This window comes from uncultured Capnocytophaga sp. (assembly GCF_937936315.1).
In the GTDB taxonomy this organism is placed as follows: Bacteria; Bacteroidota; Bacteroidia; order Flavobacteriales; family Flavobacteriaceae; genus Capnocytophaga.
The window spans coordinates 90,717-115,325 of the sequence record NZ_CALGWU010000056.1 but is presented as its reverse complement, the minus strand read 5'-3'; the positions used below and the strand labels follow the sequence as shown (position 1 = coordinate 115,325).

General features: G+C 41.4%; 20 protein-coding genes and 1 tRNA gene. 19 read left to right on the top strand and 2 right to left on the bottom strand.

Annotated elements, in window-relative coordinates; genetic code table 11:
- Nucleotides 1-2 precede the first annotated feature (2 nt).
- The 14 genes from Q0162_RS10685 to Q0162_RS10620 all read left to right on the top strand — a co-directional run bounded on the left by Q0162_RS10685 (nucleotide 3) and on the right by Q0162_RS10620 (nucleotide 18,948).
- The gene (locus tag Q0162_RS10685) at nucleotides 3-2,210 is read left to right on the top strand and encodes an NADP-dependent isocitrate dehydrogenase (protein ID WP_297891474.1); all 2,208 of its coding nucleotides are present in this window, start codon (nucleotides 3-5) and stop codon (nucleotides 2,208-2,210) included.
- Complete coding sequence (locus tag Q0162_RS10680) at nucleotides 2,207-4,471, top strand: aconitate hydratase (RefSeq protein WP_297891472.1); 2,265 nt, start codon at nucleotides 2,207-2,209, stop codon at nucleotides 4,469-4,471. The genes Q0162_RS10685 and Q0162_RS10680 overlap by 4 nt, the downstream gene beginning before the upstream one ends.
- A 244-nt stretch (nucleotides 4,472-4,715) precedes the next feature.
- Nucleotides 4,716-5,969, top strand: a complete 1,254-nt coding sequence (locus Q0162_RS10675) for a sigma-54-dependent Fis family transcriptional regulator (RefSeq protein ID WP_203080942.1) — start codon at nucleotides 4,716-4,718, stop codon at nucleotides 5,967-5,969.
- Nucleotides 5,970-6,068: 99 nt separating this feature from the next.
- Nucleotides 6,069-7,754 carry a hypothetical protein gene (locus tag Q0162_RS10670; protein WP_297891463.1) on the top strand — a complete coding sequence of 562 codons (1,686 nt, stop codon included), beginning with the start codon at nucleotides 6,069-6,071 and terminating at the stop codon, nucleotides 7,752-7,754.
- Nucleotides 7,755-8,008: 254 nt separating this feature from the next.
- Nucleotides 8,009-8,581: a hypothetical protein gene (locus tag Q0162_RS10665; protein ID WP_297891460.1), complete on the top strand. Its 573-nt coding sequence runs from the start codon at nucleotides 8,009-8,011 to the stop codon at nucleotides 8,579-8,581.
- A gap of 10 nt (nucleotides 8,582-8,591) precedes the next feature.
- Complete coding sequence (locus tag Q0162_RS10660) at nucleotides 8,592-9,854, top strand: nucleotide sugar dehydrogenase (RefSeq protein ID WP_297891458.1); 1,263 nt, start codon at nucleotides 8,592-8,594, stop codon at nucleotides 9,852-9,854.
- 3 nt (nucleotides 9,855-9,857) lie between these two features.
- A complete protein-coding gene (locus Q0162_RS10655; protein ID WP_297891456.1) occupies nucleotides 9,858-10,457 on the top strand; it encodes a hypothetical protein in 600 nt (199 codons plus the stop codon).
- A 174-nt stretch (nucleotides 10,458-10,631) separates the two neighbouring features.
- Entirely contained in the window at nucleotides 10,632-11,102 is a 471-nt protein-coding gene (locus tag Q0162_RS10650; RefSeq protein ID WP_281640025.1) for an IPExxxVDY family protein, read from the top strand.
- The gene (gene pyk, locus Q0162_RS10645) at nucleotides 11,096-12,562 is read left to right on the top strand and encodes a pyruvate kinase (protein ID WP_297891451.1); all 1,467 of its coding nucleotides are present in this window, start codon (nucleotides 11,096-11,098) and stop codon (nucleotides 12,560-12,562) included. The genes Q0162_RS10650 and pyk overlap by 7 nt, the downstream gene beginning before the upstream one ends.
- A 252-nt stretch (nucleotides 12,563-12,814) precedes the next feature.
- On the top strand, nucleotides 12,815-13,753 hold the full coding sequence (locus Q0162_RS10640) for a transporter (RefSeq protein ID WP_297891448.1): 939 nt from the start codon (nucleotides 12,815-12,817) through the stop codon (nucleotides 13,751-13,753).
- Nucleotides 13,740-14,864, top strand: coding sequence for a GTP cyclohydrolase (locus Q0162_RS10635; protein ID WP_297891442.1), 1,125 nt, complete (start codon nucleotides 13,740-13,742; stop codon nucleotides 14,862-14,864). Before Q0162_RS10640 ends, Q0162_RS10635 begins: the two co-directional genes overlap by 14 nt.
- A 12-nt stretch (nucleotides 14,865-14,876) precedes the next feature.
- Nucleotides 14,877-17,192: a glycoside hydrolase family 20 protein gene (locus Q0162_RS10630; protein WP_297891440.1), complete on the top strand. Its 2,316-nt coding sequence runs from the start codon at nucleotides 14,877-14,879 to the stop codon at nucleotides 17,190-17,192.
- Nucleotides 17,193-17,271: 79 nt separating this feature from the next.
- Entirely contained in the window at nucleotides 17,272-18,657 is a 1,386-nt protein-coding gene (locus Q0162_RS10625; RefSeq protein WP_095898277.1) for a dipeptidase, read from the top strand.
- A gap of 217 nt (nucleotides 18,658-18,874) precedes the next feature.
- Nucleotides 18,875-18,948: transfer RNA gene (locus Q0162_RS10620), tRNA-Asn, on the top strand.
- A gap of 87 nt (nucleotides 18,949-19,035) precedes the next feature.
- Here the strand turns inward: Q0162_RS10620 and Q0162_RS10615 are convergent.
- On the bottom strand, nucleotides 19,036-19,713 hold the full coding sequence (locus tag Q0162_RS10615) for a hypothetical protein (protein ID WP_297891436.1): 678 nt from the start codon (nucleotides 19,711-19,713) through the stop codon (nucleotides 19,036-19,038).
- An 8-nt stretch (nucleotides 19,714-19,721) separates the two neighbouring features.
- On the bottom strand, nucleotides 19,722-21,029 hold the full coding sequence (gene brnQ, locus Q0162_RS10610; RefSeq protein ID WP_297891434.1) for a branched-chain amino acid transport system II carrier protein: 1,308 nt from the start codon (nucleotides 21,027-21,029) through the stop codon (nucleotides 19,722-19,724).
- Between the two features lie 96 nt (nucleotides 21,030-21,125).
- On the opposite strand from brnQ, the gene Q0162_RS10605 reads away from it, so the two are divergent.
- The 5 genes from Q0162_RS10605 (at nucleotide 21,126) to Q0162_RS10585 (ending at nucleotide 24,533) form a co-directional block, all read left to right on the top strand.
- Complete coding sequence (locus Q0162_RS10605) at nucleotides 21,126-21,848, top strand: metallophosphoesterase (protein WP_297891432.1); 723 nt, start codon at nucleotides 21,126-21,128, stop codon at nucleotides 21,846-21,848.
- Between the two features lie 93 nt (nucleotides 21,849-21,941).
- The gene (locus tag Q0162_RS10600) at nucleotides 21,942-23,042 is read left to right on the top strand and encodes a WG repeat-containing protein (RefSeq protein ID WP_297891429.1); all 1,101 of its coding nucleotides are present in this window, start codon (nucleotides 21,942-21,944) and stop codon (nucleotides 23,040-23,042) included.
- Between the two features lie 6 nt (nucleotides 23,043-23,048).
- Nucleotides 23,049-23,486 (top strand): dUTP diphosphatase, encoded by a 438-nt coding sequence (dut, locus tag Q0162_RS10595; protein ID WP_095898281.1) that lies wholly within the window; start codon nucleotides 23,049-23,051, stop codon nucleotides 23,484-23,486.
- Entirely contained in the window at nucleotides 23,464-23,679 is a 216-nt protein-coding gene (locus Q0162_RS10590; protein WP_297891427.1) for a hypothetical protein, read from the top strand. The genes dut and Q0162_RS10590 overlap by 23 nt, the downstream gene beginning before the upstream one ends.
- Nucleotides 23,680-23,756: 77 nt before the next feature.
- Nucleotides 23,757-24,533, top strand: coding sequence for a DUF4292 domain-containing protein (locus Q0162_RS10585; protein WP_297891425.1), 777 nt, complete (start codon nucleotides 23,757-23,759; stop codon nucleotides 24,531-24,533).
- Nucleotides 24,534-24,609: the final 76 nt, after the last annotated feature.

The window sequence follows — 24,609 nt, the reverse complement described above, 5'->3', positions numbered from 1 at the left end:
AAATGAAAAACATTATCTATACCATTACCGATGAGTCGCCTTATTTGGCTACGCATTCACTATTGCCTATCATCAAACGCTTTTGCGCCTCTTCGGGCATCAACTTTGAAGCCAAAGATATCTCATTGGCAGGGCGTATTTTAGCCACTTTCCCCGATTTTCTCACAGAAGAACAACGCGTACCCGATGCCCTCAGCGAACTGGGAGCGTTGGCAACGCGTCCAGAAGCCAATATCATCAAGTTGCCTAATATCAGTGCTTCGGTACCCCAACTGAAAGCGGCTATCGCCGAACTACAATCACAAGGCTATGCGCTCCCCGATTATCCTGAAAATCCTGCCGATGAAGCCGAAACGGCTATCAAACAGCGGTATGATAAGGTGAAAGGCAGTGCGGTGAATCCTGTGTTGCGAGAGGGTAATTCTGATAGGCGCGCACCCAAATCGGTGAAACAGTACGCGCAAACGCACCCGCATTCAATGGGCGCGTGGAGTGCTGAGAGTCTCACGGAAGTCGCTACGATGCAAGCGGGCGATTTCTATCACAACGAGCAATCGGTAACCCTCAAAAAAGCTGATGTGGTGCGTATAGAATTGGTAAGCCCTAAACACGAGGTGCAGGTACTCAAAGCGGATGTTTCTTTGCAAGCTGGTGAAGTGATAGATGCTACTTTTATGAGCAAAGAAGCCCTTTGCAAATTCTATAAATCAGCCTTTGCCGAAGCTAAAAACAAGGAAGTACTCCTCTCCTTGCATCTAAAAGCCACGATGATGAAGGTTTCCGACCCCATTCTCTTTGGCTATGCCGTAGAGACTTATTTTGCGACTTTGTTCCAAAAGCATCCACGAGAACTGAAATCCTTAGGGGTGAATGCGCGCAACGGTCTTTCGGATATCCTTACCAAAATAGAGCAATTGTCTGCTGAAGAACAGGAGCCTCTAAAGCACGATATCAATGGGGTATTGGCGCGAGCAGCGGCTTTGGCTATGGTCAATTCCGATAAGGGAATTACCAACCTGCATTTCCCTAACGATGTGATTGTAGATGCTTCTATGCCAGCAATGATTCGCAATGGGGGCAAGATGTGGAATGCTCAAGGCGAGGCTCAAGATACTTTGGCGGTACTGCCCGATAGCACTTATGCGCGTATCTACCAAGTAGTGATTGACTTCTGTAAGAAACACGGGGCTTTCAATCCTGCTACAATGGGAAGTGTTGCCAATGTGGGCTTAATGGCGCAAAAAGCTGAAGAATACGGCTCACACGACAAAACTTTTGAAATCCCTCATAGCGGACGCATTCAGGTAGTGGGTGCTGAGGGTAAAGTGTATCTATCGCATAAAGTAGAAAAAGGTGATATTTGGCGTATGTGTACCGCAAAAGATGCTGCCATACAAGATTGGGTGAAATTAGCGGTAACACGCGCACGCCTCAGCAAAACACCTGCTGTTTTTTGGTTGGATGAACACCGCGCTCACGATGCCCAGCTCATCAAAAAAGTAAAACACTATTTGCCTCAGCACGACACTAAAGGGGTTGATATCCGCATTATGTCGCCCGAAACGGCTATGCTCTTCACCTTAGAGCGCTCTCGTAAGGGAAAAGATACCATTTCGGTAACGGGCAATGTGTTGCGTGATTACCTCACCGACTTGTTCCCTATCTTAGAATTGGGCACCAGTGCCAAAGTGCTCTCTATCGTCCCTTTGATGAACGGTGGCGGACTCTTTGAAACGGGCGCAGGAGGTTCAGCACCTAAATTAGCCGAACAACTTTTTGCCGAAAACCACTTGCGCTGGGATTCCTTAGGGGAATTTCTCGCCTTAGGGGCTTCACTGGAGCATTTTGCTCAAAAACACGACAATCCTAAAGCCTTAGTGTTAGCCCAAACACTTGATGAGGCGACAAGCAAGCTGTTGAACAACGACAAATCGCCACAAGCCAAAGTAGGCACGCTCGACAATCGCGGAAGTCACTTCTATTTGGCGCTCTACTGGGCAGAAGCCTTAGCGGCACAAACTCAAGATAGCACACTTGCCAAAGAGTTTATTCCTATTGCCAAAGCCTTGAAAGACAACGAAGCAACTATCGCCGAAGAGCTTATCCAAATACAAGGTACACCCGTAGAATTAGGAGGTTATTACCACCCTAATCTCACCAAAGTAGCAGCGGTAATGCAAGGAAGTAAAACACTAAAACAGATATTATGATTTTTGATATTGAAATGATAAAGAAGGTCTACGCCCAATTTCCTGAGCGCGTAGACAAAGCCCGCCAAGTGGTAGGGAGACCCCTTACCCTTGCTGAAAAAATATTATATACGCACCTATGGGACGGCAACCCCTCTCGTGCCTTTGTACGCGGAAAAGACTATGTAGATTTCGCCCCCGACCGCATCGCTTGTCAAGATGCTACCGCCCAAATGGCGCTCTTGCAGTTTATGCAAGCGGGCAAAAGCAAAGTGGCTGTCCCTACCACCGTACACTGCGACCACCTCATCCAAGCCAAAATAGGCGCCGCAACCGACCTGAAAGTCGCTACTGAACAGTCTAAAGAAGTATTCGACTTCCTCTCTTCAGTATCCAACAAATATGGCATTGGCTTCTGGAAACCTGGTGCAGGGATTATTCACCAAATTGTTTTGGAGAACTACGCCTTCCCAGGTGGAATGATGATAGGCACCGATTCGCATACGGTAAACGCTGGCGGATTAGGAATGCTCGCTATTGGCGTAGGCGGGGCTGATGCCGTAGATGTTATGGCTGGAATGCCGTGGGAACTGAAATTCCCTAAGCTCATAGGCGTAAAACTCACGGGTAAACTCAGCGGGTGGACTGCCCCCAAAGACGTGATTCTTAAAGTCGCCGATATACTCACCGTAAAAGGGGGTACGGGCGCTATTGTGGAATACTTCGGCGAAGGTGCTAAATCGCTTTCGTGTACGGGTAAAGGTACCATTTGTAATATGGGTGCCGAAATAGGGGCTACTACCTCTACTTTTGGCTATGATGAGGCGATGCGTCGCTATCTGCTTGCTACTGGGCGCGAAGAAGTTGCCCTCGCTGCCGATGCCATTGCGCCTTACCTTACTGCCGACCCCGAAGTTTATGCCGACCCCGAGAAATATTTCGACCAACTCATCGAGATAGACCTCTCTACTTTAGAGCCTTATATCAACGGTCCTTTCACCCCTGATAGAGGTACTCCTGTATCCAAAATGAAAGAAGTAGCCCGTGCCAACGATTGGCCCTTGGAGGTGCAATGGGGGCTCATCGGTTCGTGTACTAACTCCTCCTACGAAGATCTCACCCGCGCCGTTTCGGTGGTAAAACAAGCCTTGGAAAAGAGAATTACCCCTAAAGCTTCCTTTGGTATCAACCCTGGCTCTGAACAAATACACTATACTACCGAGCGCGACGGAATTATAGACATCTTCGAGCAGTTGGGTACTCGTGTATTCACCAATGCTTGTGGTCCCTGCATTGGTCAGTGGGACAGAGAAGGTGCCGAAAAACAAGAGAAAAATACGATTGTGCATTCCTTCAACCGTAACTTCTCCAAACGTGCCGACGGTAACCCTAATACCCACGCCTTTGTAACTTCCCCCGAAATGGTAGCGGCTTTGGCGATTGCCGGTAGGTTAGACTTCAACCCTATCACCGATACCTTGCTTAACGACCAAGGTGAAGCGGTAAAACTCACTCCTCCTTATGGCGAAGAGTTGCCTTCTAAAGGTTTTGCTGTTGATGACCCTGGCTATCAGGCTCCTGCCGAAGATGGTAGCAACATCGAGGTGGTGGTATCACCTACCTCCAACCGCCTCCAACTGCTCACGCCTTTCGCTCCTTGGGACGGCGAGAATATCACTGGGGCTAAACTCCTCATCAAAGCGCAAGGCAAATGCACCACCGACCATATTTCGATGGCAGGGGCTTGGTTGCGTTTCCGCGGACATTTAGACAATATTTCCAACAATATGCTCATAGGGGCGGTAAATGCTTTCAACGGTAAAACTAACTCCGTGAAAAATCAACTGACTGGCGAGTACGACGAAGTGCCTAAAGTACAACGTGCTTATAAAGCGGCGGGTATTCCTTCTATTGTAGTAGGCGACCACAACTATGGCGAGGGCTCTTCACGCGAGCACGCTGCTATGGAACCCCGTCATTTGGGCGTACGAGCCGTATTGGTAAAATCGTTTGCGCGCATTCACGAAACCAACCTTAAAAAACAAGGAATGCTCGCCCTCACCTTTGCCAACGAAGCTGATTACGATAAGATTCAAGAAGACGATGTAATTAACTTCCTAGATCTCACTGCCTTTGCGCCCAACACTCCATTACATTTGGAATTTGTGCACAAAGACGGTAGCAAAGATGTGATTCCCTGCAACCATACCTACAACGCTCAGCAAATAGGTTGGTTTAAAGCAGGAAGTGCGCTGAATCAGTTAAAAGTGAAGAGTGAATAGTGAAAAATCCCTTTTGTGTCATTACACTTTGCCAAAGGTTTCTGCTCGCGTGGCTCACACAGCCGTACGACTTCTACCTTTGGCAAAGTTTTTTGTTTAATGAACACTAACTATTCAGGTAACTCCTCTTTATGGTTTTTATACTACAAAATTTGAGAGAGAATCGGCAAATTTGCGAATTGGCAAATTTGCTAATTTGCTAATTATTTGTATCTTTGCAACTCTAAACTCTCAAGTAAAAGAAGTGGAAAATATACAAGCAATAAAACAGCGTTTTGGTATCATTGGCAACGATTTAAAACTCAATCGTGCGCTCGAAAAAGCCATACAAGTCGCCCCTACCGATATTTCGGTGCTCATCACTGGTGAAAGTGGGGTGGGCAAAGAGGCTCTCCCGCGCATCATTCACTCACTCTCAATGCGCAAACACGGCAAATATATCGCTGTGAACTGCGGGGCTATCCCCGAAGGCACTATTGATTCTGAACTTTTTGGTCATGAAAAAGGGGCTTTCACAGGGGCAACGGCTACCCGTAGTGGTTATTTTGAAGAAGCCGATGGCGGTACTATTTTCTTAGACGAAGTGGGCGAACTGCCTCTTACTACCCAAGTGCGCCTCTTGCGAGTACTCGAAAATGGTGAGTTTATCAAAGTAGGGTCTTCAGTAGTACAGAAAACCAATGTGCGCATCGTGGCAGCTACCAATGTACAAATGCAAGAAGCCATCAAAAAAGGACGTTTCCGCGAAGACCTCTATTACCGACTCAGCACCGTAGAAATACACCTTCCTCCTTTGCGCGAACGCAAAGACGATATACACCTGCTCTTCCGCAAGTTCGCTTCGGATTTTGCCGAAAAATACAAAATGCCTCCCGTAAGGCTCAGTGAAGATGCTGTACAATTGCTTACCAACTACCGCTGGAGCGGTAATATACGCCAGTTGCGCAATGTAGCCGAACAAATTTCGGTATTGGAACAACGCCGCGACATCACCGCAAGCCTTTTGCGCTCTTACCTGCCCGACGAAGGGACAAATCTGCCTTCAATAGTCCCTGCACAAAACCGCTCAGATAGTGATTTTAGCAACGAACGTGAACTGCTTTACAAGGTACTTTTCGATATGAAAAACGACCTCAACGACCTGAAAAAACTCACTCTTGAGCTACTACAACACGGCAATTCCCCCCAAGTACAACAAGAGAACGAAGGTCTCATCCATCGCATTTATGGCAACGACACTCGCAAAAACGACCCTACACCTCCCTCTTTTGCTTTTTTACCTGTAACGCCTGCCGAAAAAGAAATCCTTCCTCACGAAGTGGTGTACGACTACGAGGAAGCTGCTGAAGAAGAGCGTTTTTCACTCCAAGAACAAGAGCGTGAGATGATACGCAAATCATTAGAACACAACGATGGCAAACGCAAAGAAACAGCTAAGGCTTTAGGAATTTCCGAACGCACTCTGTACAGAAAACTAAAGCAATATAATATGATTTAGGGGTCAGGGGTCAGGTTTCAGGTCTCAGGGGGCAGCACTATCTCCCCTCCCCCATCCTACTCGTCTGCCCCGTCTGCCTTGTCTGACAATTTTTTACTTATGAAAAGAATTATTATCATATTTATTTTAATAGCTTTTATTAGTTGTAGAGATAAGAAGAACGCTAATAACGCAGCTGCTGAATCTACAGATACAGAAGTTGCTATAGCAACTCTAAAAGCTTTTTATTCATCTGTTTATAATGGTTCGTTAGATAACCGAGAAGTACTTTTCAAGCAATATGTTTCCAAGCAATTGTTGGAAAAGATTGATGAACTATCTGCTGATATGACATTAGATTACGACCCTTTTATAAAGGGGCAAGATTTTTTTGCTGATGTTCTCAATAGTACATTAAAAATAACACCTTTAGAAAATAAAAATGAATACAGATGTTGTTTTTTACTATTTGGAAACACTTATGAAAAAGAAACTTGTGTAGACTATTTATTAGAAAAAGATAAGGACGGGCATTTTCTAATTTCTAAAATATTAAATGATGATATTTTAGCAGGGAAAAGGGATGTAATGCCTAATGATATTCAAGAAACAACTATAGACTATAAAGGACTGGTTCAACTTTTAAAATTAGAATGCAATGTCTCTAACAAAGAAGAATTTTATAAGTTGAATTGCCAAAATGTAAGGGTTGCAAATGAAATAGAAGAAGGAAAAAATAGTGTATCTGAAATAATTACAGTAACTGTTGGTAAGGATGCTAGAAAAATCATCAGAAAAACCTCTGATGTACTTACTTCAAGTCCTTTTGTTTATTTGGATGAGGAGAATAAAACGTACATCTTATTTTTTCCTTTGGTTGGCGAGTATAATTTTGGTTGGGAACTATATTGTTATAAGGATAACAAAATCTTTCCTTTAGGACAGAGAATAACCTATTGGAAAGCAGAGTATGAAGAGTCTAAAACTACTTATGGTGATTTTGTAAAAATATATAGATCCGAAGGAAAATATATTGTTGCTATGCCTAAAAAATATATTTCAGCAGAAGATAGTGAATACAATGATTATCCTGATTATTTAGAAGGAACTCTTATTAAAGATAAAAATATGTATTATTTTGAGTTTCCTTATACAAAACTTCCTTATTACAAGAAATATATGAATGGTGATAAAAAAGGAGATTACGAAGAGTTTTTAAAAAACGATTTTACCACTCCTGAGGACATCGTCATAACAGAAGAGGGGATCATTCAAAATGATAGTGGGGAGATGATTCAATTTAAAAATATTACTGAGGTCATCAATCGCATACAAAAATATAAGCTCTTTACGCTGAAAAAAATGTATCTACACGACCTCAATCAAGATGGTTATAAAGATATCATCCTCGCTTTTGAAAACAACAACGCTCCAGAAACTGATGACCCTAAAACTTTAGTAACTCCTGTTATTTTGTTAATTCATCAAGGAGGTGATAAGTACAAATTCTTTCACAATGAAAAAATCTATCCAAGTATGGAGTTTATTTTTTTCAAAAGAATTGCTTTTAAAGACAATTTTTTCACTATTGAATTAAATACTGAAGTACCTGGGAATTATACCGCTGAAAAGTATATCACTTTTAAATATAGTAAAAATAAGATTGTTCTACACCGATTTGGACATATCACCTATTGGTGGGATGAGAGAAAGCCTTCTAATGTTCAAGCAACACAAAAAGACTTTGGAGAAATCCTTTTTGAAGATTATGATCCTGAAAAAATAAACGAAATAATATATAAATAGGTTTTAATGTTGAATTTAAAATCATAATTAACGTCAGTTCGATATAACAGAACATTGATTTACATCTTTGTAACATAATATATTCACAAAATAATTCACCGTCAGGTGAAAATTCGTGAGATAATAAAAAATAAAGACTTTTATGCACTCCCAATTTCGTGAAAATTCGTGTAATTCGTGGGAGATTAAAAATATTTTACTGATTTTTAAATAATTACTTACGCTGAACTCACGTTATAATAAAGATTAATAGTATGAAAATAAAAAGAACGTTTATAATATTAGCTGTCATCATTTTTCAGACAAGCTGCTCTCAACCTGATAAAACTACACTAGAAGGGATTGAGGGACTTAATACTTTGCCTAATAACTATTTCTTTGAATTAGTAAATCGTTTTCCCTTAAAAAGTGATTTAGTTAAAGAAAAAGGTCAATTTATGGTATGTTATTTACCTCAAACAACTGCTGAAAAGGAGTATTGGGAAGATTTCTTGATCAAAGAAAAAATTTCCCCTCAGTTTCGATATAAGGGCATTGAAGATTCTTATTACTATACCCAAGAAGATTTAAAAAAGATAAATATATTATTAAAGAATAGAGTTGAACAGCATCTTTCTGATTATAAACTCATAGGTAGATATACTCCAGCTCAATATCTCGAGAAAATAGAAGGAGAAGAAGATACTTATGCCTCTAAATATCCTTCCCAAGTGTATTATTACATTAAAAAGAATGACCAATGGAAGTTCATAAAGAAAGTAGAAGTCAAAGATGCTGACACTGATGAAAGCATTTCAAAAAAAGAGTTTTTAGAAGCTTTATATTAATTGTTAATTGATGAAAATAGGTATTATAGGTCTCGGTTATGTGGGTTTACCTTTAGCTTGCCTCTTTGCTAAAAAATATCCTACCGTGGGTTACGACCCTTATAAGGTGCGTGTAGAAAGCCTCAACGCTGGAGTAGATACTACCGGCGAAATCAGTAGTGAAACGCTTAAAGAGCGTTTGGCTACTCACCTCATTTGTACTACAAACCCTGTGGATGCCGCCGATTGCAATGTGTATATCGTGGCTGTCCCTACCCCTATCGACCTCTATCAGCAACCCGACCTTACCGCACTCCGCAAAGCAAGTGCAACAGTAGGGGCATTGCTCAAAAAAGGTGATATTGTGATTTACGAATCAACGGTTTACCCAGGAGTAACCGAAGAAGTATGCGTACCTGTCTTAGAAAAAGTATCAAACCTCGTGTTCAACCGCGATTTCTTTGTAGGTTACTCCCCCGAACGCATCAACCCTGGCGACAAACAACACACGGTGGAGAACATCTGCAAAATAACTTCAGGTTCTACCCCTGAGATAGCAGCAAAAGTCGATGCGCTTTACAATTCAGTACTCACTGGGGGTACTTATCTCGCTTCCTCTATCAAAGTAGCCGAAGCCGCCAAAGTGATAGAAAACGCTCAGCGCGATGTGAATATCGCTTTTATGAACGAAATTGCTAAAATTTTCAATATTCTCGACATCGATACCAATGCCGTGATAGATGCCGCTAGCAGCAAGTGGAACTTTTTGCCTTTCCGCCCTGGATTGGTAGGCGGACATTGTATAGGGGTAGACCCTTACTACCTCATACAAAAAGCCAAGCTCCACGGCGTTTCACCCCGCCTAATGATGGAAGCCCGCAAAACTAACGATTCTATGGGGGGATATATCGCTTACCAGATTATCAACCGCTTGTGTTTGCAAGGCGCTCCAGTGAAAGATAGCAAAATCTTGCTTTTGGGCTTCACCTTTAAAGAAAACTGCCCCGATACTCGCAATACTAAGGTTATCGATATCTATCGCACACTGGAAAATTTCACTGCTCACATAGTGATATACGACCCTTGGGCTGACCCTCACCGCGCTGAAGAAGAGTACGGCATCAAGGTAGAAACCAATAGAGAAAAACTCCCTAAAAACAATGATGTAGTAGTGCTTTGCGTAGCACACAACGAGTTTTTACAGATGAATATAGCCGATTACCTAAACGAAAAAGGAATCATTTACGATGTAAAAGGCAAATTGCCTATTGCTGAGAATATTTTTAGATTGTAACAAATGAAAAATATCCTTTACATTGCAGTTTTCTTATTGCCCTCAATGCTTCTCGCTCAAGATTTCTTTGACGAAAGATGGTTTTTCCAAGCAAGTGCTCATCTAAATATCCCCAGAAAAGAAAAAGCTACTTATACTTATGGGGTTCATTTTATAGACCATTTGGGTAGAGATGCTTCTTATGGAAAAGAACACAAGTTTAAAGAAAAAGTAATTTATTCCACCGATCTTTCAGCTAATTACCTACTCACCCATTCTTTTGCTGTAGGAGGTATTGTGGGGATTCACCATTTCAGAGCTCCCGTAACCACTGCCTTAAAAGCAGGAATCGTTGTTAGAGGAATGCTCCCTCAGGCTTCTTATGCCGATATTTACGGACAACTATCTGGTTTTATCCCGCTGAGCAAACAAGTAAAGGCTTCTTTTGGCGAAGCTAAAATAGGATTGAGTATCCCTATTGCTGTAGAAGATGCATTCACTGTAAGTGTATTGATAGATGCCTCATATACAAGTTTTGAGGTGGGCAAACCCATTCTTGCCGATGAAATCCCCGATACAGTAGAATACCGCACTTTAGGCATAGGTTTTGGCATCCGATTCTAAAATAAAAAAGCGCGTTACTATCACAGCAACGCGCCTTAGAATATATAATATAATAGCGATTTCTAAATTAATTTATTACTATATTCCAAAAACCGTGCCAAAACAATTTTCTAACTCGCTAATTTGCTAATTCGCTAATTAGTTTGTATCTTTGCCGCCTGAAAGTGAAGAACTATGGCAGCAGTACTTAAATTACTAGATGTTTTACCTTGTGATTACAAGCTCATCGCAGTACATTCAGCTTTAGACGACTATCGCTTGGCTTATTTTCTGAACAAAATTCTGCAATTGCAATTGGCTAAAGAAAACCAAAAAGCAAGTTTGTTAGACACAGTTTCAGGTAAATATTTTTCGTATTACTTTTGGGAAAACCCCTTGTTAGGAATAGCTTGGCACTGCATAGGCAACAAACTGCTAATTGAGAAAGAAATGCAATCCCTTTCGCTTTTCGAGAGTACTACCTCTCTTATCTACTTAATAGACAAATATAAAAAAGTAGACTACTTTCTAAAAATTGACACCGAAAGGCGTATGGATTTAGCAACATTGCTCTCTAAAATATCCGAAATACCTGCTACTACCGCTTATACTATCGATGCCGATACACTAGATTATAAATATAAACAGATTTTACAAGAATGTTAAATACAAAAAAAACAAAGATCGTAGCTACCTTAGGCCCCGCTACCGAAAGCCCTGAGGTAATAAAAGATATGATGGCGGCGGGCGTGAACGTCTTCCGTATTAACTTCTCACACGCCGATTACGACGATGTGCGCAACCGCATCAAGATGATTCGCCAAATCAACGAAGAACACGGTTTTCATACCGCTATCCTCGCCGACCTCCAAGGACCTAAATTGCGCGTTGGGGTAATGGAAGACGATGCTGTGGTATACCCTGGCGACCGCGTAACTTTCGTTACTGGTGAACCTTTTGTAGGTACTAAAGAACGCGCCTATATGAACTACAAAGCGTTCCCTCAAGATGTAAACCCTGGCGAACGCATTTTGTTAGACGATGGGAAACTCATCTTTGAAGTGGAATCTACGAACCGTGAAGACGAGGTAGTAGCTGTAGTTGTACAAGGGGGACCTCTCAAATCTAAAAAAGGGGTAAACTTACCTAATACTAAAGTATCACTTCCTGCTCTTACTGAAAAAGATGTACGCGATGCTCTTTTCGCTATTTCTCAAGAGGTAGATTGGTTTGCACTTTCATTCGTGCGACACCCCGAAGATATCCAAGACCTAAAAGAACTTATCAAAGAAAATGCAGGTTACGAAATTCCTATCATCGCCAAGATTGAAAAACCTGAAGCATTGGTAAATATCGATAAGATTATGGCGGCTTGTAATGGTATTATGGTTGCTCGTGGTGACCTTGGGGTAGAAATCCCAGCTGAAGAAGTGCCTCTTATCCAAAAAGAATTGGTGCACAAAGCTAAATCTCACCACATCCCTGTAATCATCGCTACCCAAATGATGGAAAGTATGATTTCAAGCCTTACCCCTACTCGCGCTGAAGTGAACGACGTAGGAAACTCGGTAATGGACGGTGCCGATGCTGTAATGCTCTCTGGAGAAACTTCAGTAGGTAAATATCCTGTGCAAGTAATCCAACAGATGACTCGCATCATCAAAAGTGTAGAGGATTCTAACCTTATCCAAGTTCCTCTCATCACACCGTTTATACGTTCGTTGCGTTATGTAACCAATACGATCTGTTTCCACGCAGCGAAAATGGCTAATGACACCAATGCCAAGGTAATTACCTCGCTTACAAACAGTGGGTATGCAGCCTTCCGTATTTCGTCATACCGCCCTAATTCGCACATCCTCATTTTCACCTCTAACAAGCGTATCCTCACCCAGTTGAACCTCTTGTGGGGCGTAACTACCTTCTACTACGATCGCTTTGTTTCTACCGATGAATTGATTGAGGACATCAACCATATTGCCAACGAAAAAGGTTATGTAGATATGGGCGACATAATGATAAGTCTCGTGTCAATGCCAATGCAAGGCAAAGGAATGGTAAACACCCTCCGTGTATCCGAAATCGACTCTTGCGCCGTAAATTTCGAGAATAAAAAGAAAAAGTAATAACAAGTTACAAATAATGAGTAAAAAAGTTGTTTAACAATACTGTTAAGCAACTTTTTTATATATTTATCCTTAAATTCCATAGAAAAACATTTTGTTTTATAAAAAACCATTTTTACAAATTCTCCTCTCTAAGTAGAATAAACATCTTTGGACTAATACCTCACTTCGTAATTCGTAATAATTTCGTAATTCGTAACTCGTAATTCGTAATTATTTATTATCTTTGTCGCCTAAAATATTCTATTTACAATGAAAAAACTCTCCTTACTCTTAATTGCGCTACTGCCAATGGCAGCTTCCGCCCAATACACTGAGATTATCAACTCCAATCTCCCCGGTAATTCTCAAAGTGCCTATGCCGTAGGGGCTCGCGTATTGCAGTTCGAAGGAGGCTTGTGGTACGAACGCAGCAACCATAAAAAAACCGACACTTCTATGAACTTTACAGGAGTGAATTACGCTGTGCGCTATGGCTTCTTTAAAGAACAATTAGAAGTAATGCTCAACGGCACCCTCGCCTACGACTATACCTTTGACAACAATGGTTCTTCATCCCACTTTGGCTTTGTAAACAACACTATCGGTGCAAAATATCAACTGTTCAAACCCGCTTTCTTAGACGAAAAACCTAACGCTCACAGCTGGAAAGCTAACAACTCTTTCCGCTGGCGAAACCTCACTCCCTCTATCGCTCTATATGCTGGCATGAATTTCCTGCCTAACAAGCGTTATTATTATGAGGAGATACCCCAACTATCACCAAAAGTAGCTGTTATTTTCCAAGCCGAACCTATCCCTCGCGTGGTGGTGGTAGCCAACCTCATCGCCGATAGATTCTTGAAAAAAGAAAGCGCCGAATACAGCTATATACTCACGCTTACTCATAACTTAGACAACGGATGGTTCAGCATCTTTGCCGAACAACAAGGAGTGTATAACGAGCAATACCGCGACCAAATCACCCGCCTTGGGGTAGCTTTTTTAGCCTCCGACAAATTGCAACTCAATGCCGATGTAGGCTTTGACTGGAAAGACACACCTCAGCGTTATATGGGCTTGATAGGCGCTTCTTACCGCATCGACAATCACAACAGCTATATCAAAAAAGTACTCAAAGAAAAAGTAGAACCTACTAAAATAGACCATAAGAAAAAAGCTAAAAGAAACAGACGTAATGCTATCGATTAAAGAACTTTCCTCTAAAAAAGAACTTACTGAATTTGTAAAGTTCCCTCTATCTCTATACCCTAACCACCCTTATTGGGTACCACCTCTTATCAACGATGAAGTAGCTTCTTTTGATAAAACCAAAAACCCTGTGTTTGAAAATGCCGAAGCCTTCTTCTACGGCGCTTACAACGAAAATGGTAAAATGGTAGGACGTGTGGCTGCTATCATAAACCAACACGACCTCAAACAAGGCGCAAAAAAAGTGCGTTTTGGTTGGCTTGATATGATTGACGATATCGAGGTTACCAAAGCTCTTTTAAACAAAGTAACCGAAAAAGCTCGCGAATACCAGTTGGAATATATCGAAGGTCCTATGGGATTTTCGAGTATGGACAAGGTGGGCTTGCTCACCGAGGGGTACGACCATATCTCTAATATGATGACGTGGTATCACTATCCGTACTACAAACAGCACTTAGAGCAATTAGGGTTTACTAAAGAAAAAGGCTTTATTGATATGTCTTTCCAATTAAAAAATGCGAAACCTGAATTCTTCAAAAAAACAGCCGAAGCTATAAAAAAACGCTATGGCGTAAAATCTATCGATACCCCCACTACCAAAGAGGTGCTCAAGCACGTTGATGCAATGTTCGATCTCTACAACGAAACCTACTCTAAGCTGGCTTCTTACGTACCTGTGAGCAACCGTCAGCGCGATTATTTCAAACAGAAATACATTCCGTTTATCAATCCTGAGTACATCCGTTTTATTGAAGATAAAGACGGCAAACTGATATGTTTTGCTATCGTAATGCCTTCTTTTTCCAAAGCCTTACAAAAAGCCAAAGGCAAACTCTTCCCTTGGGGTTGGTGGCACTTATTGCAAGCCAAAAAACACCACGATACTGTAGAGTTCTACCTCATTGGAGTAGCTCCCGAATACCAAAGTAAAGGTATTCCGGCACTTTTGTTCGATTATTACTACGATGTTTTCACTAAAAACAAGGTGACTCACTGTGTTATCACCCCCGAACTCGAAGAAAATATCGCTATCCAACAACTCTGGAAAAATTTTGACCCCACCATATTTGCGCGTCGAGCTACTTTTAAAAAAATGTTTAACCCCTAAAAACTAGTACCAATGAAAAAACTTTTATTCATTACTGCACTTTTGGCCTTCGCTTGCCAAACCCCAAAACAACAAGTGAAGTTTGCCGAAAATGATATCTGTATCATCCCTAAACCCCAATCAATGACCCTAAACAATGGAAACTTTCAATTTACTAAAGAAACCGTTTTTGTAAGCAACCAATCTTTAGCCCCTGCCGCTGAAATCTTTGCTAAACAATTCGAAAAAGCCTCTGGCATCAAACTGCCTATTAAAAATGAAACCGTACAAACAAACTACATCGCTCTCTCTATCGATAATTCTTTGCCTAAAGAAGGTTACAACCTCGTAGTTCAACCTGATAAAATATCCATAGCTGCTGCCGATTACAACGGAGCTATATATGCCCTCGAAACCCTGCGCCAACTTTTGCCTAAAGAGTTTGAAAGCTCTACTCCTGTTAATGCTAATTGGGTCATCCCTACTATAACTATCAACGATAAACCCGAATACCCTTGGCGCGGATTGATGCTCGATGTCTCTCGTCATTTCTTCTCTAAAGAATATATACTGAAAACCCTCGACCGTATGGCGATGCTCAAACTCAACACTTTTCATTTCCATTTGGTAGACAATGAGGGTTGGCGTATCGAAATTAAAAAATACCCTAAACTTACCGAAGTAGGTGCTTGGCGCGTAGATCAAGAGGATAAACTATGGGATGAGCGCACCTCTAACCCTGCCGATGCCTTTGACAATCCCGCATCAGCTCCTAAAAAATATGGCGGTTTCTATACCCAAGAGGATATCAAAGAGATTGTAGCCTACGCCGCTGCTCGTGGTATTACGGTAATCCCCGAAATAGAAATGCCCGCCCACGTGATGAGTGCTATAGCCGCTTATCCCGAACTCTCTTGTCATAAACGCCCCATAGGTGTACCTTCTGGCGCCGTATGGCCTAACATCGACATCTATTGTGCAGGACAAGAGGAATCTTTCACTTTCTTAGAAGATGTACTTACCGAAGTAATGGCGCTATTCCCTAGCAAATACATTCACATAGGTGGCGACGAAGCCGATCACACCGAATGGGAAAAATGCCCTAAATGCCAACAACGTATAAAAGACAACCACTTAAAAGATGTTCACGAATTGCAAAGCTATTTCATCAAACGAATAGACAAATTTTTAGTCTCTAAAGGACGTGTTCTTGTAGGTTGGGATGAAATAATGGACGGTGGTTTGGCTAACGATGCGGTAGTGATGAATTGGCGCGGTATCGACATAGGCAGAAAAGCCCTCGAACAAGGCAACCCTGTAGTGCTCACCAGTGATTGTTATATCAACAGATATCAAGGTCTCCCTGAGTATGAGCCTCTCGCTAATGGCGGTTATGTAACACTTAAAAAACTCTACCACTACAATCTTGAAAAAGAAAACCTCACTCCAGAACTACAAAAAAACGTTTTAGGTACCCAAGCTAACTTATGGGCTGAATTTATAGCTACCCCCGAACATTCGGAATATATGCTCTTCCCTCGCTTGTTAGCTTTTTCCGAAATCAGTTGGACACCCGATAACTTAAAAAATTGGGACAACTTCGTGAAGCGTACCGAAACCTTTATGGATCGCCTAGATGTGATGAAAATAAAATACGCACGTTCTATGTATCAGGTGTTGCCTGCCGTTGAAAACCAAAACGGTAAGGTTTTCTTAAAATTAGAGTGTGAAGTCCCTAACGCCGATATTCGCTATGCTTTAGGCGATACCCCCATAGAAAAAGCCGAAAAATACACCCAACCTATTCCTTTCAACGAAAGTACTACCTTCAAAGCTACTGTTTTCAGTGGAAAAGCGACCAATACCATTACCACTGGTGAGGTAACATTCCACAAAGCGATAGCTAAAAAAATGAGTTATAGTCCGCTCTATCATAAGAAGTATCAGGGACAAGGCGAGATGACTCTCACCAATGTGGTTCGCGGTAGCAAAAACTTCCTAGACGGACAATGGCTCGGTTGGTTAGGCGACGATGTAACCCTCACACTCGATTTAGACCAAAATACCAACATTAGTGAAGTCCGCATAGGCGCTATGGACTACCAAGCTGCTGGCATTTACTTCCCTATAAAATTTGAAGTGGCCATTTCAACCGATGGAAAAAACTACCGCGAAGTAGCAACCCACAACGAGCCTTGTATAGTGAGAGGAAAACCCTCTTTAAAAGATTTTATCCTGAAATTCAATCCTCAAGATGCTCGCTATATCAAACTCTCTCTCAAAAATGTAAAAAACCCTCCTAAAGGCGGTGATGCGTGGCTTTTTATAGATGAAGTTTTGGTATTTTAAAAAAATAATGTACCTTTGTTGCTCTTTTAAAAACTCTTATTTTATAAATTATTAATTGTAAATTGTTAATCGATACATAATGGATTCAGTAAAAAATTATATCAACGAAAACAAAGACCGCTTTATTGCGGAACTGATAGAACTGCTCAAAATGCCTTCTATTAGTGCCGATGCTGCCTATTCTCAGGATGTGCTCAACACCGCCGATGCCGTAAAAAACGCCTTAGAAAAGGCTGGTTGCGACAAGGTAGAAATATGTGAAACCCCTGGCTACCCTATCGTCTATGGCGAAAAAACTATCGACCCTGCGCTACCTACCGTATTGGTATATGGGCACTACGATGTACAACCCGCCGACCCTATCGAGCTTTGGGAATCCGACCCCTTTGAGCCTGTGATCAAAAAAACCGATATCCACCCCGATGGTGCTATCTTCGCTCGTGGGGCTTGCGACGACAAAGGGCAAATGTTTATGCACGTGAAAGCCCTTGAATATATGGTGAAAAACAACGTATTGCCTTGCAATGTGAAGTTTATGATTGAGGGTGAAGAAGAAGTAGGTTCCGAAAGTTTGAGTTGGTTTGTAAAACGCAACCACGAAAAACTCAAAAACGATATCATCCTCATTTCCGATACCGGTATGCTGGCTAACGATACCCCTTCTATCACTACGGGCTTACGCGGACTTAGCTATGTGGAAGTAGAAGTTACTAGTGCCAACCGCGATTTGCACTCTGGCTTATACGGTGGTGCGGTAGCGAACCCTATCAATGTGCTTACTAAGATGATTGCTTCTTTGCACGACGAGAACAACCGCGTGACCATTCCGCATTTCTACGACAAAGTAGAAGAACTCTCACAAGCCGAACGCGATGAAATGGCAAAAGCACCTTTCTCACTCGAAGCCTACAAAAAAGCCTTAGATATCGATGAAGTATATGGCGAAAAAGGCTACACCACTACTGAGCGTGCCTCTATACGCCCTACCCTTGATGTAAATGGTATTTGGGGCGGCTATACAGGGCAAGGAGCCAAAACCGTGATCCCAAGTAAGGCTTATGCTAAAATATCAATGCGCTTGGTGCCTAACCAAGACAACCACGAAATTACCGAACTCTTCACCAAACACTTTGAGAGCATCGCTCCTGCAGGAGTACGCGTGAAAGTAACCCCTCACCACGGCGGACAAGGTTATGTAACCCCTACCGATACGCCTGCTTACCAAGCAGCGGTAAAAGCCTGCCAAGCGAGCTTCGGCAAAGAGCCTATCCCAGTGCGTTCAGGCGGTAGCATCCCTATTGTAGCTCTTTTTGAAGAAGAATTAGGCAGCAAATCAATTCTCTTAGGTTTTGGTTTAGACAGCGATGCCATCCACTCGCCCAACGAACACTATGGTATTTTCAACTTCCTCAAAGGTATTGAAACCATTCCTTGGTTCTATCACTACTTTGTAAATAACAAGTAATACCAAAATAAAAGGGGCTGTATAGACTTTGTTAAAGTCGATACAGCCCTCTTTCTCATTATCTAATGGCACGAACCACACTTATCAATAACCATTGATAATAAACATCTTAACTGCAAAAGCAAAAAATATTTTAAAAAAATCTTCCTAAAAATTTGCAGGTTTCAAAAATAGTCGTACCTTTGCACCGCAATTAAGAAAAAAACAAGTAGAATATTCCTCCTTAGCTCAGTTGGTTAGAGCATCTGACTGTTAATCAGAGGGTCACTGGTTCAAGTCCAGTAGGGGGAGCAAGAAAAAAGCAATACTAAAAAGTATTGCTTTTTTTGTATTCTTTCTTTACTTCAATATCAGTTCAATATAACTTTGTGATTTCTCTTAAGTATTGCCCCTCTTCAAATTTTTCTCACCTTCTAATTGATATATATCATTCATATTATCATTAAAATCCTTTTCTGAAGATAACATTTTATCAAAAAGAACTTCACCATTATCAGCACTTATGGTTATATACCTAATTTCTAGTCCTCTTATATTAGGCTTTGTAATACTAATAATATTATAAATAGGAACGCTTCTATTATACCTATCTACATTTAAAAGCAATTTCATATCCAACAAATCAATATTAAATTTTTGATTTACTAGTGTTATAATATCTTTTACACTTAATTTATAGGGTTCATCATAATCTACCTCTTTGATAAGTTTGCCCGTTTTGCTCCAATTTTTCCAAATACCTATTTGGCAATCATAGAAGAAATAAGATTGTAGAATCAAACGTTTGGTGCGGATATCATACTTATATTTTTTCTTATAAGGATTTGCAATGGTACTAACTTCTACTTGAATAAAACTATCCGTTTTGATAATCCTAACCCTTTCATCTCCTTTTTTTAAGAATCTATCCCAATCATACATTTGAACATATTGTGTATCCACTTCCCAATCCTTAAAAACCTTTTCATCAAAGCGTTTCATACTGCGCAAATCAAACTCTTGAGCCTTACAGCCCAAACTAAGTAGCAATACTATGTATAGATAGAATGTTTTCATCTTACCTCTTATCTCTTACCTCTTACTTGTAGCACCGCTGCTCCCAAAAACGCCAATAATGAGGGCAACAACCACCCTAACGAATAGCTATCTAACGGAAGATACGCCTTGAGTGCATACACCTGCTCTAATGATGATACTCCCCAAGTTTTACAACTGTCGATTAACGATAACACAGCAGTAACAGCAATGCTCACGAGATAGGGGGTACGCGATTTTATGGTATTTCCAAAGAGCAATATGTCCAAAATAATAGTGAATACAATAGGATATAAAAATAGTAATATATAAGCCGCATATTGTATAATGCTATCTACTTTGTTGATAGAAAGCACTATAGAAACAAGCGTACAGAGCACTACCCCTACTTTATAAGGCAATCGTCCTTTAGTGAACTCTTCAAAAAAACTCCCTACTGATGAAGTGAGCGCAATAGCCGTTGTAAGGCAAGCAAAGCCTATCGCTAGTGCAACCGCTGTTGTTCCCCATTTTCCTAACACTGCGTGTGAAATATGCAAAAGCAAATCGGTGCGTGAAACTTCATTATCAGTAAGATAACCTGAAGTCGCTCCTAAATAGATGAGTCCGCCGTAGATAAGCAACAAGCATATTGTGGAGATACCGCCCGAGAGCAACGTGATATGCGAACGCTTTTCGGGTGAATGATAGCCTTTTTCACTGACTGCCGAAATGATAATCCCCGCAAAAATCACCGAGGCAAGTACATCCATCGTTTGGTAACCTTCAGTAAAACCAAAAACAAAACTATCTTTTGCGGTAAAATCCGATGGAAGTGTGTGATGCAAGGGGAAGAGAATGCCTAAAACAATGAGCAATACCAACACTATTAGCAGAAAAGGCGTCAGGAACTTCCCGATAATATCCACAATCTTCGATTTAGAGATAGAAAGCACCAAAACCACCCCAAAAAACACCACTAAAAATGCAATTTTAGGTAAATTGGGTAACAAAGGGGCTATCCCTACCTCAAAAGTAGTAGAACCCGTACGCGGAATGGCAATGAGCGGACCTATACACAATATCACAAACAGCGTAAGCCATTTGATGAGTTCTGGGTGAATGCGATCCCCCAAATGAGTAAAGTTTGTCCCCGCTTTAGCCACCATTAGCACTCCTAAAAAAGGTGCAATAATAGCGGTGACAAAAAAGCCTAAAAGTGCCCACAACCAATCATTCCCTGCTTCCAATCCTATAAAAGGGGGTAATATCAAGTTGCCCGCTCCAAAGAACATCGCAAAAAGCGCAAAACCTACAGTCGTTACTGTACTCCATTTATGTTTGTTACCTAATTCCATCGCTTACATAGTTTTTAGTCTGCAAATAAAAACATTTTATCTCTAAAATCCAAATATTTTTGCTACTTTTGCCTCATCAATACCCTTTTTATTACAATGAGAACCCTTGTTATTGGCGATATTCACGGCGCTCCTCGTGCCCTCATTCAAGTTTTGCAACGCGCTGACATTCAGCACGACGATTTTCTTATCTTCCTCGGCGACTACGCCGATGGCTGGAGCGAAACCCCTGAACTATTGGATTTTCTCATCGGCTATCGCCAAAAACACCGCTGCCTCTTCTTACGCGGCAACCACGATGCCTTATGCTACGATTTCCTCTTAGGAAAACCTATGGATACCCTTTGGCGCTTACACGGTGGTAAAGCTACCGAAAAAGCCTACCACAACGTAACTCACGAACGCCGTAACGCTCACCTCAACTTCTTAGCCGAGCTCGAAAACTACTATTTAGACAGCAAAAACCGCCTCTTCCTCCACGCTGGATTTACGAACCTGCGCGGCATCGCCCACGAACATTTTGAACAAATGTTCTATTGGGATAGAACCCTTTGGGAACTCGCACAAAGTTGCAACCTCTCCCCTACCGACCGGCATTTCCCTAACCGACTAAAACTCTATACCGAAATATACATCGGACATACCCCCACCACCCGATTAGGCTCCGATAAACCACTTTCTTTCAACGGAGTAACCAATGTAGATACAGGTGCTGCCTTCAAAGGGCGCATCACTATAATGGATATCGATACCCGCGACTATTGGCAAAGCGACCCCGTACACACTCTCTACCCCAATGAACAAGGTCGCAATATGTAAGTCTTTCCGTGTGCCAATTTGCTAATTCGCTAATTTGCTAATTGACAAATTATTCGTACCTTTGCCCCCAATAATAAAGAAAAACGAAAACGAATGGAAATACCGCAAGAATTGTGGCGAAAAAATTATGAAGAATCTCAAATACTAACAAACGATAACCTTGCCGCTGCCAAACGCAACGGAAAATGGGGATTTGTAAACCAAAACGGTAAAGAAATATGTTCTTTTAAATACGATGCTACTTTCCCTTTTATCAATGGAACAGCTGCTGTGAAAATAGGCGACCTTTGGGGCGTGCTCAACACTGCTGGCAAAGAAATTGTTCCCGTGTACTACGACCAAGTTTTTACTTTTTCTGAAGGACTTATCAAAGTGAAGAAAAACGGTAAATTTGGTTTTGTAAATACCAAAGGAGAGCTTGTAATCCCCCTAATTTACGAGGCTGCTAATCATTTTTCGGCTCGTATGGCTGCCGTAAAACTCAATGGTAAAGCTGGTTTTATCAACACCAAAGGCAAAGAAGTAATTCCTTTTGTTTATGACGATGCCGATTCCTTTAGCGAAGGACTTGCCCCCGTGAAAAACAACGAACTTTGGGGATTCATCAACAAGAAAAACGAACTCGTAATCCCTTATAAATACGAGGGAACTGAGGGCTTTTTCGATGGTGTAGCCAAAGTGATTCACAACAAGTATTGGGGTATTATCAACCCAAACGACGAGGTGATTATCCCTTTTCAATACGATGAAATCATAGGTTTTAACAACGGATTTACTCCCGTACTGAAAAACGATAAATGGGGCTTTGCCAATGCTCAAGGCGAACTTATTTGCGAACTAAAATACGACGAAGCTGCCGAATTTGACGACAATGGCGAATTTGCCGCCGTGATGATTGCTGAGAAATGGGGCTTTATCAACGCCAAAGGCGAAGAAATCGTACCTCTGCAATATGATGAAGTGATCGAATTTTGCAACGAAATGGCTGCCGTATGTAAAGACGAGCTTTGGGGATTTGTTGATACTAACGGAAAAGAAATATTCGCTCCTCAGTTTGATGAAGTAGACAATTTTGATGAAAACGGAATAACCATCGGTTTTATAGACGAAGAACCTTTTGTGCTATTCAAACACGGCAAAAAAGTTCCTTACGACCAATTCGCTGAGTTCACAACCGACACAACAAATAAATAAAGAACAATGATTGTAAAAATTAAAAACTTATCTAATAACGAGCTTCCTTCCTATCAAACCGAAGGAGCTGCAGGGGTAGACCTCCGCGCCAATCTCCCCGATAGCAATATCACCCTGCAACCCTTAGAACGCACCCTTGTGCCTACTGGCTTATTTTTGGAAATCCCCGAAGGCTATGAAGCTCAAGTGCGCCCTCGTAGCGGAATGGCTATCAAGCACGGCATCACTGTGATCAACAGCCCTGGCACCATTGATTGCGACTACCGCGGCGAAGTGAAAGTGCCCATCGTAAACCTCTCTAATGAACCCTTTACCATTACCCACGGCGACCGCATCGCCCAAATGGTATTTGCTGCATACGCAAAAGCCTCTTTCCAAACAGTTACTGAACTTTCCAATACCGAAAGAGGAACTGGAGGCTTTGGAAGCACTGGAGGAAATTAGCAAATTAGCAGAGTTGGAAATTAGCGAATTGAAATATGAGTTACAAACTATCATTTGCGGAACGGGCAAAGTTAGCTATGGAGATACTATCCAAGCAGCCACCCGTTACCTTAGAAGAAGCAAGAGCTCAAGTGGAATGGCTGAAGAAAAAAAGTCGGTCAAAAATAAAGAAACAGCGCACCTTATCAAATAAATACATCGCTACACTTCGTTGAAGTCTTGCCCGTGCGGCTCGCACTTTTGGCAAATCGAAAAAATCGACAAAATATTATGAAAAAAATCATCTTAATCCTTACAACCATTTTATTAGTGAGTTGTAAAACCAAACAAACCTTGGTAACCCCTGCAGGGAGAGCCAGCGTTGATAAACAATCCAAAGAAATTATCAACCAGCACCTAAAATCATTCCCCGCTTTCAATACCTTGAGCGGGAATTTGCTGGTAACCTATAACGACGGTAAAAACGAGCAAAACCTGCCTTTTTCTTTCCGTATGGAAAAAGATAAAACAATATGGATTTCTGCTCCTTTAGGTCTTGCCAAAGCACTCATCACCCCCGAAAAAGCTGAATATTACAACCGCATAGACAATTCGTACTTCAGCGGTGATTTTAGCTATATCAGTAAGTTATTAGGGGTAGAAGTAGGCTTTAGCGAATTGCAAAATCTTCTGTTAGGCAATGCGCTTTACAACATCAACTTTAATAGCGAAGGCATCATCAAAGTCATCAGTGAAGACAATAATATGTACAACATTGAAATCACTGATGAATCACCCGTGCAAGTGATTTATCGCTTTTTGCCTGATAACTACCGCGTAGGCGTTACCGAAGTGAATCATTTAGGTGGCAAGCAAAAAGCTACAGCTACTTACACTTATCAGCAAGTAGATAAACTCCTCTTGCCTCACACTATCAAAATAGTTGCCAGCGAAGGCGATAACAACACCCAAATTTCTTTAGAATACAAAGGTTTAGACCTCGATAAAAAACTCTCATTCCCCTTTAAAATCCCATCAGGAATGAAAGAAATAACAATAAACAAGTAACAAATGTGTCGCAAACTTTGCCAAAGGTGCGAGCCGCACAAGCAAGAAAATTTGGCAAAGTTGAAAATACGTTAAA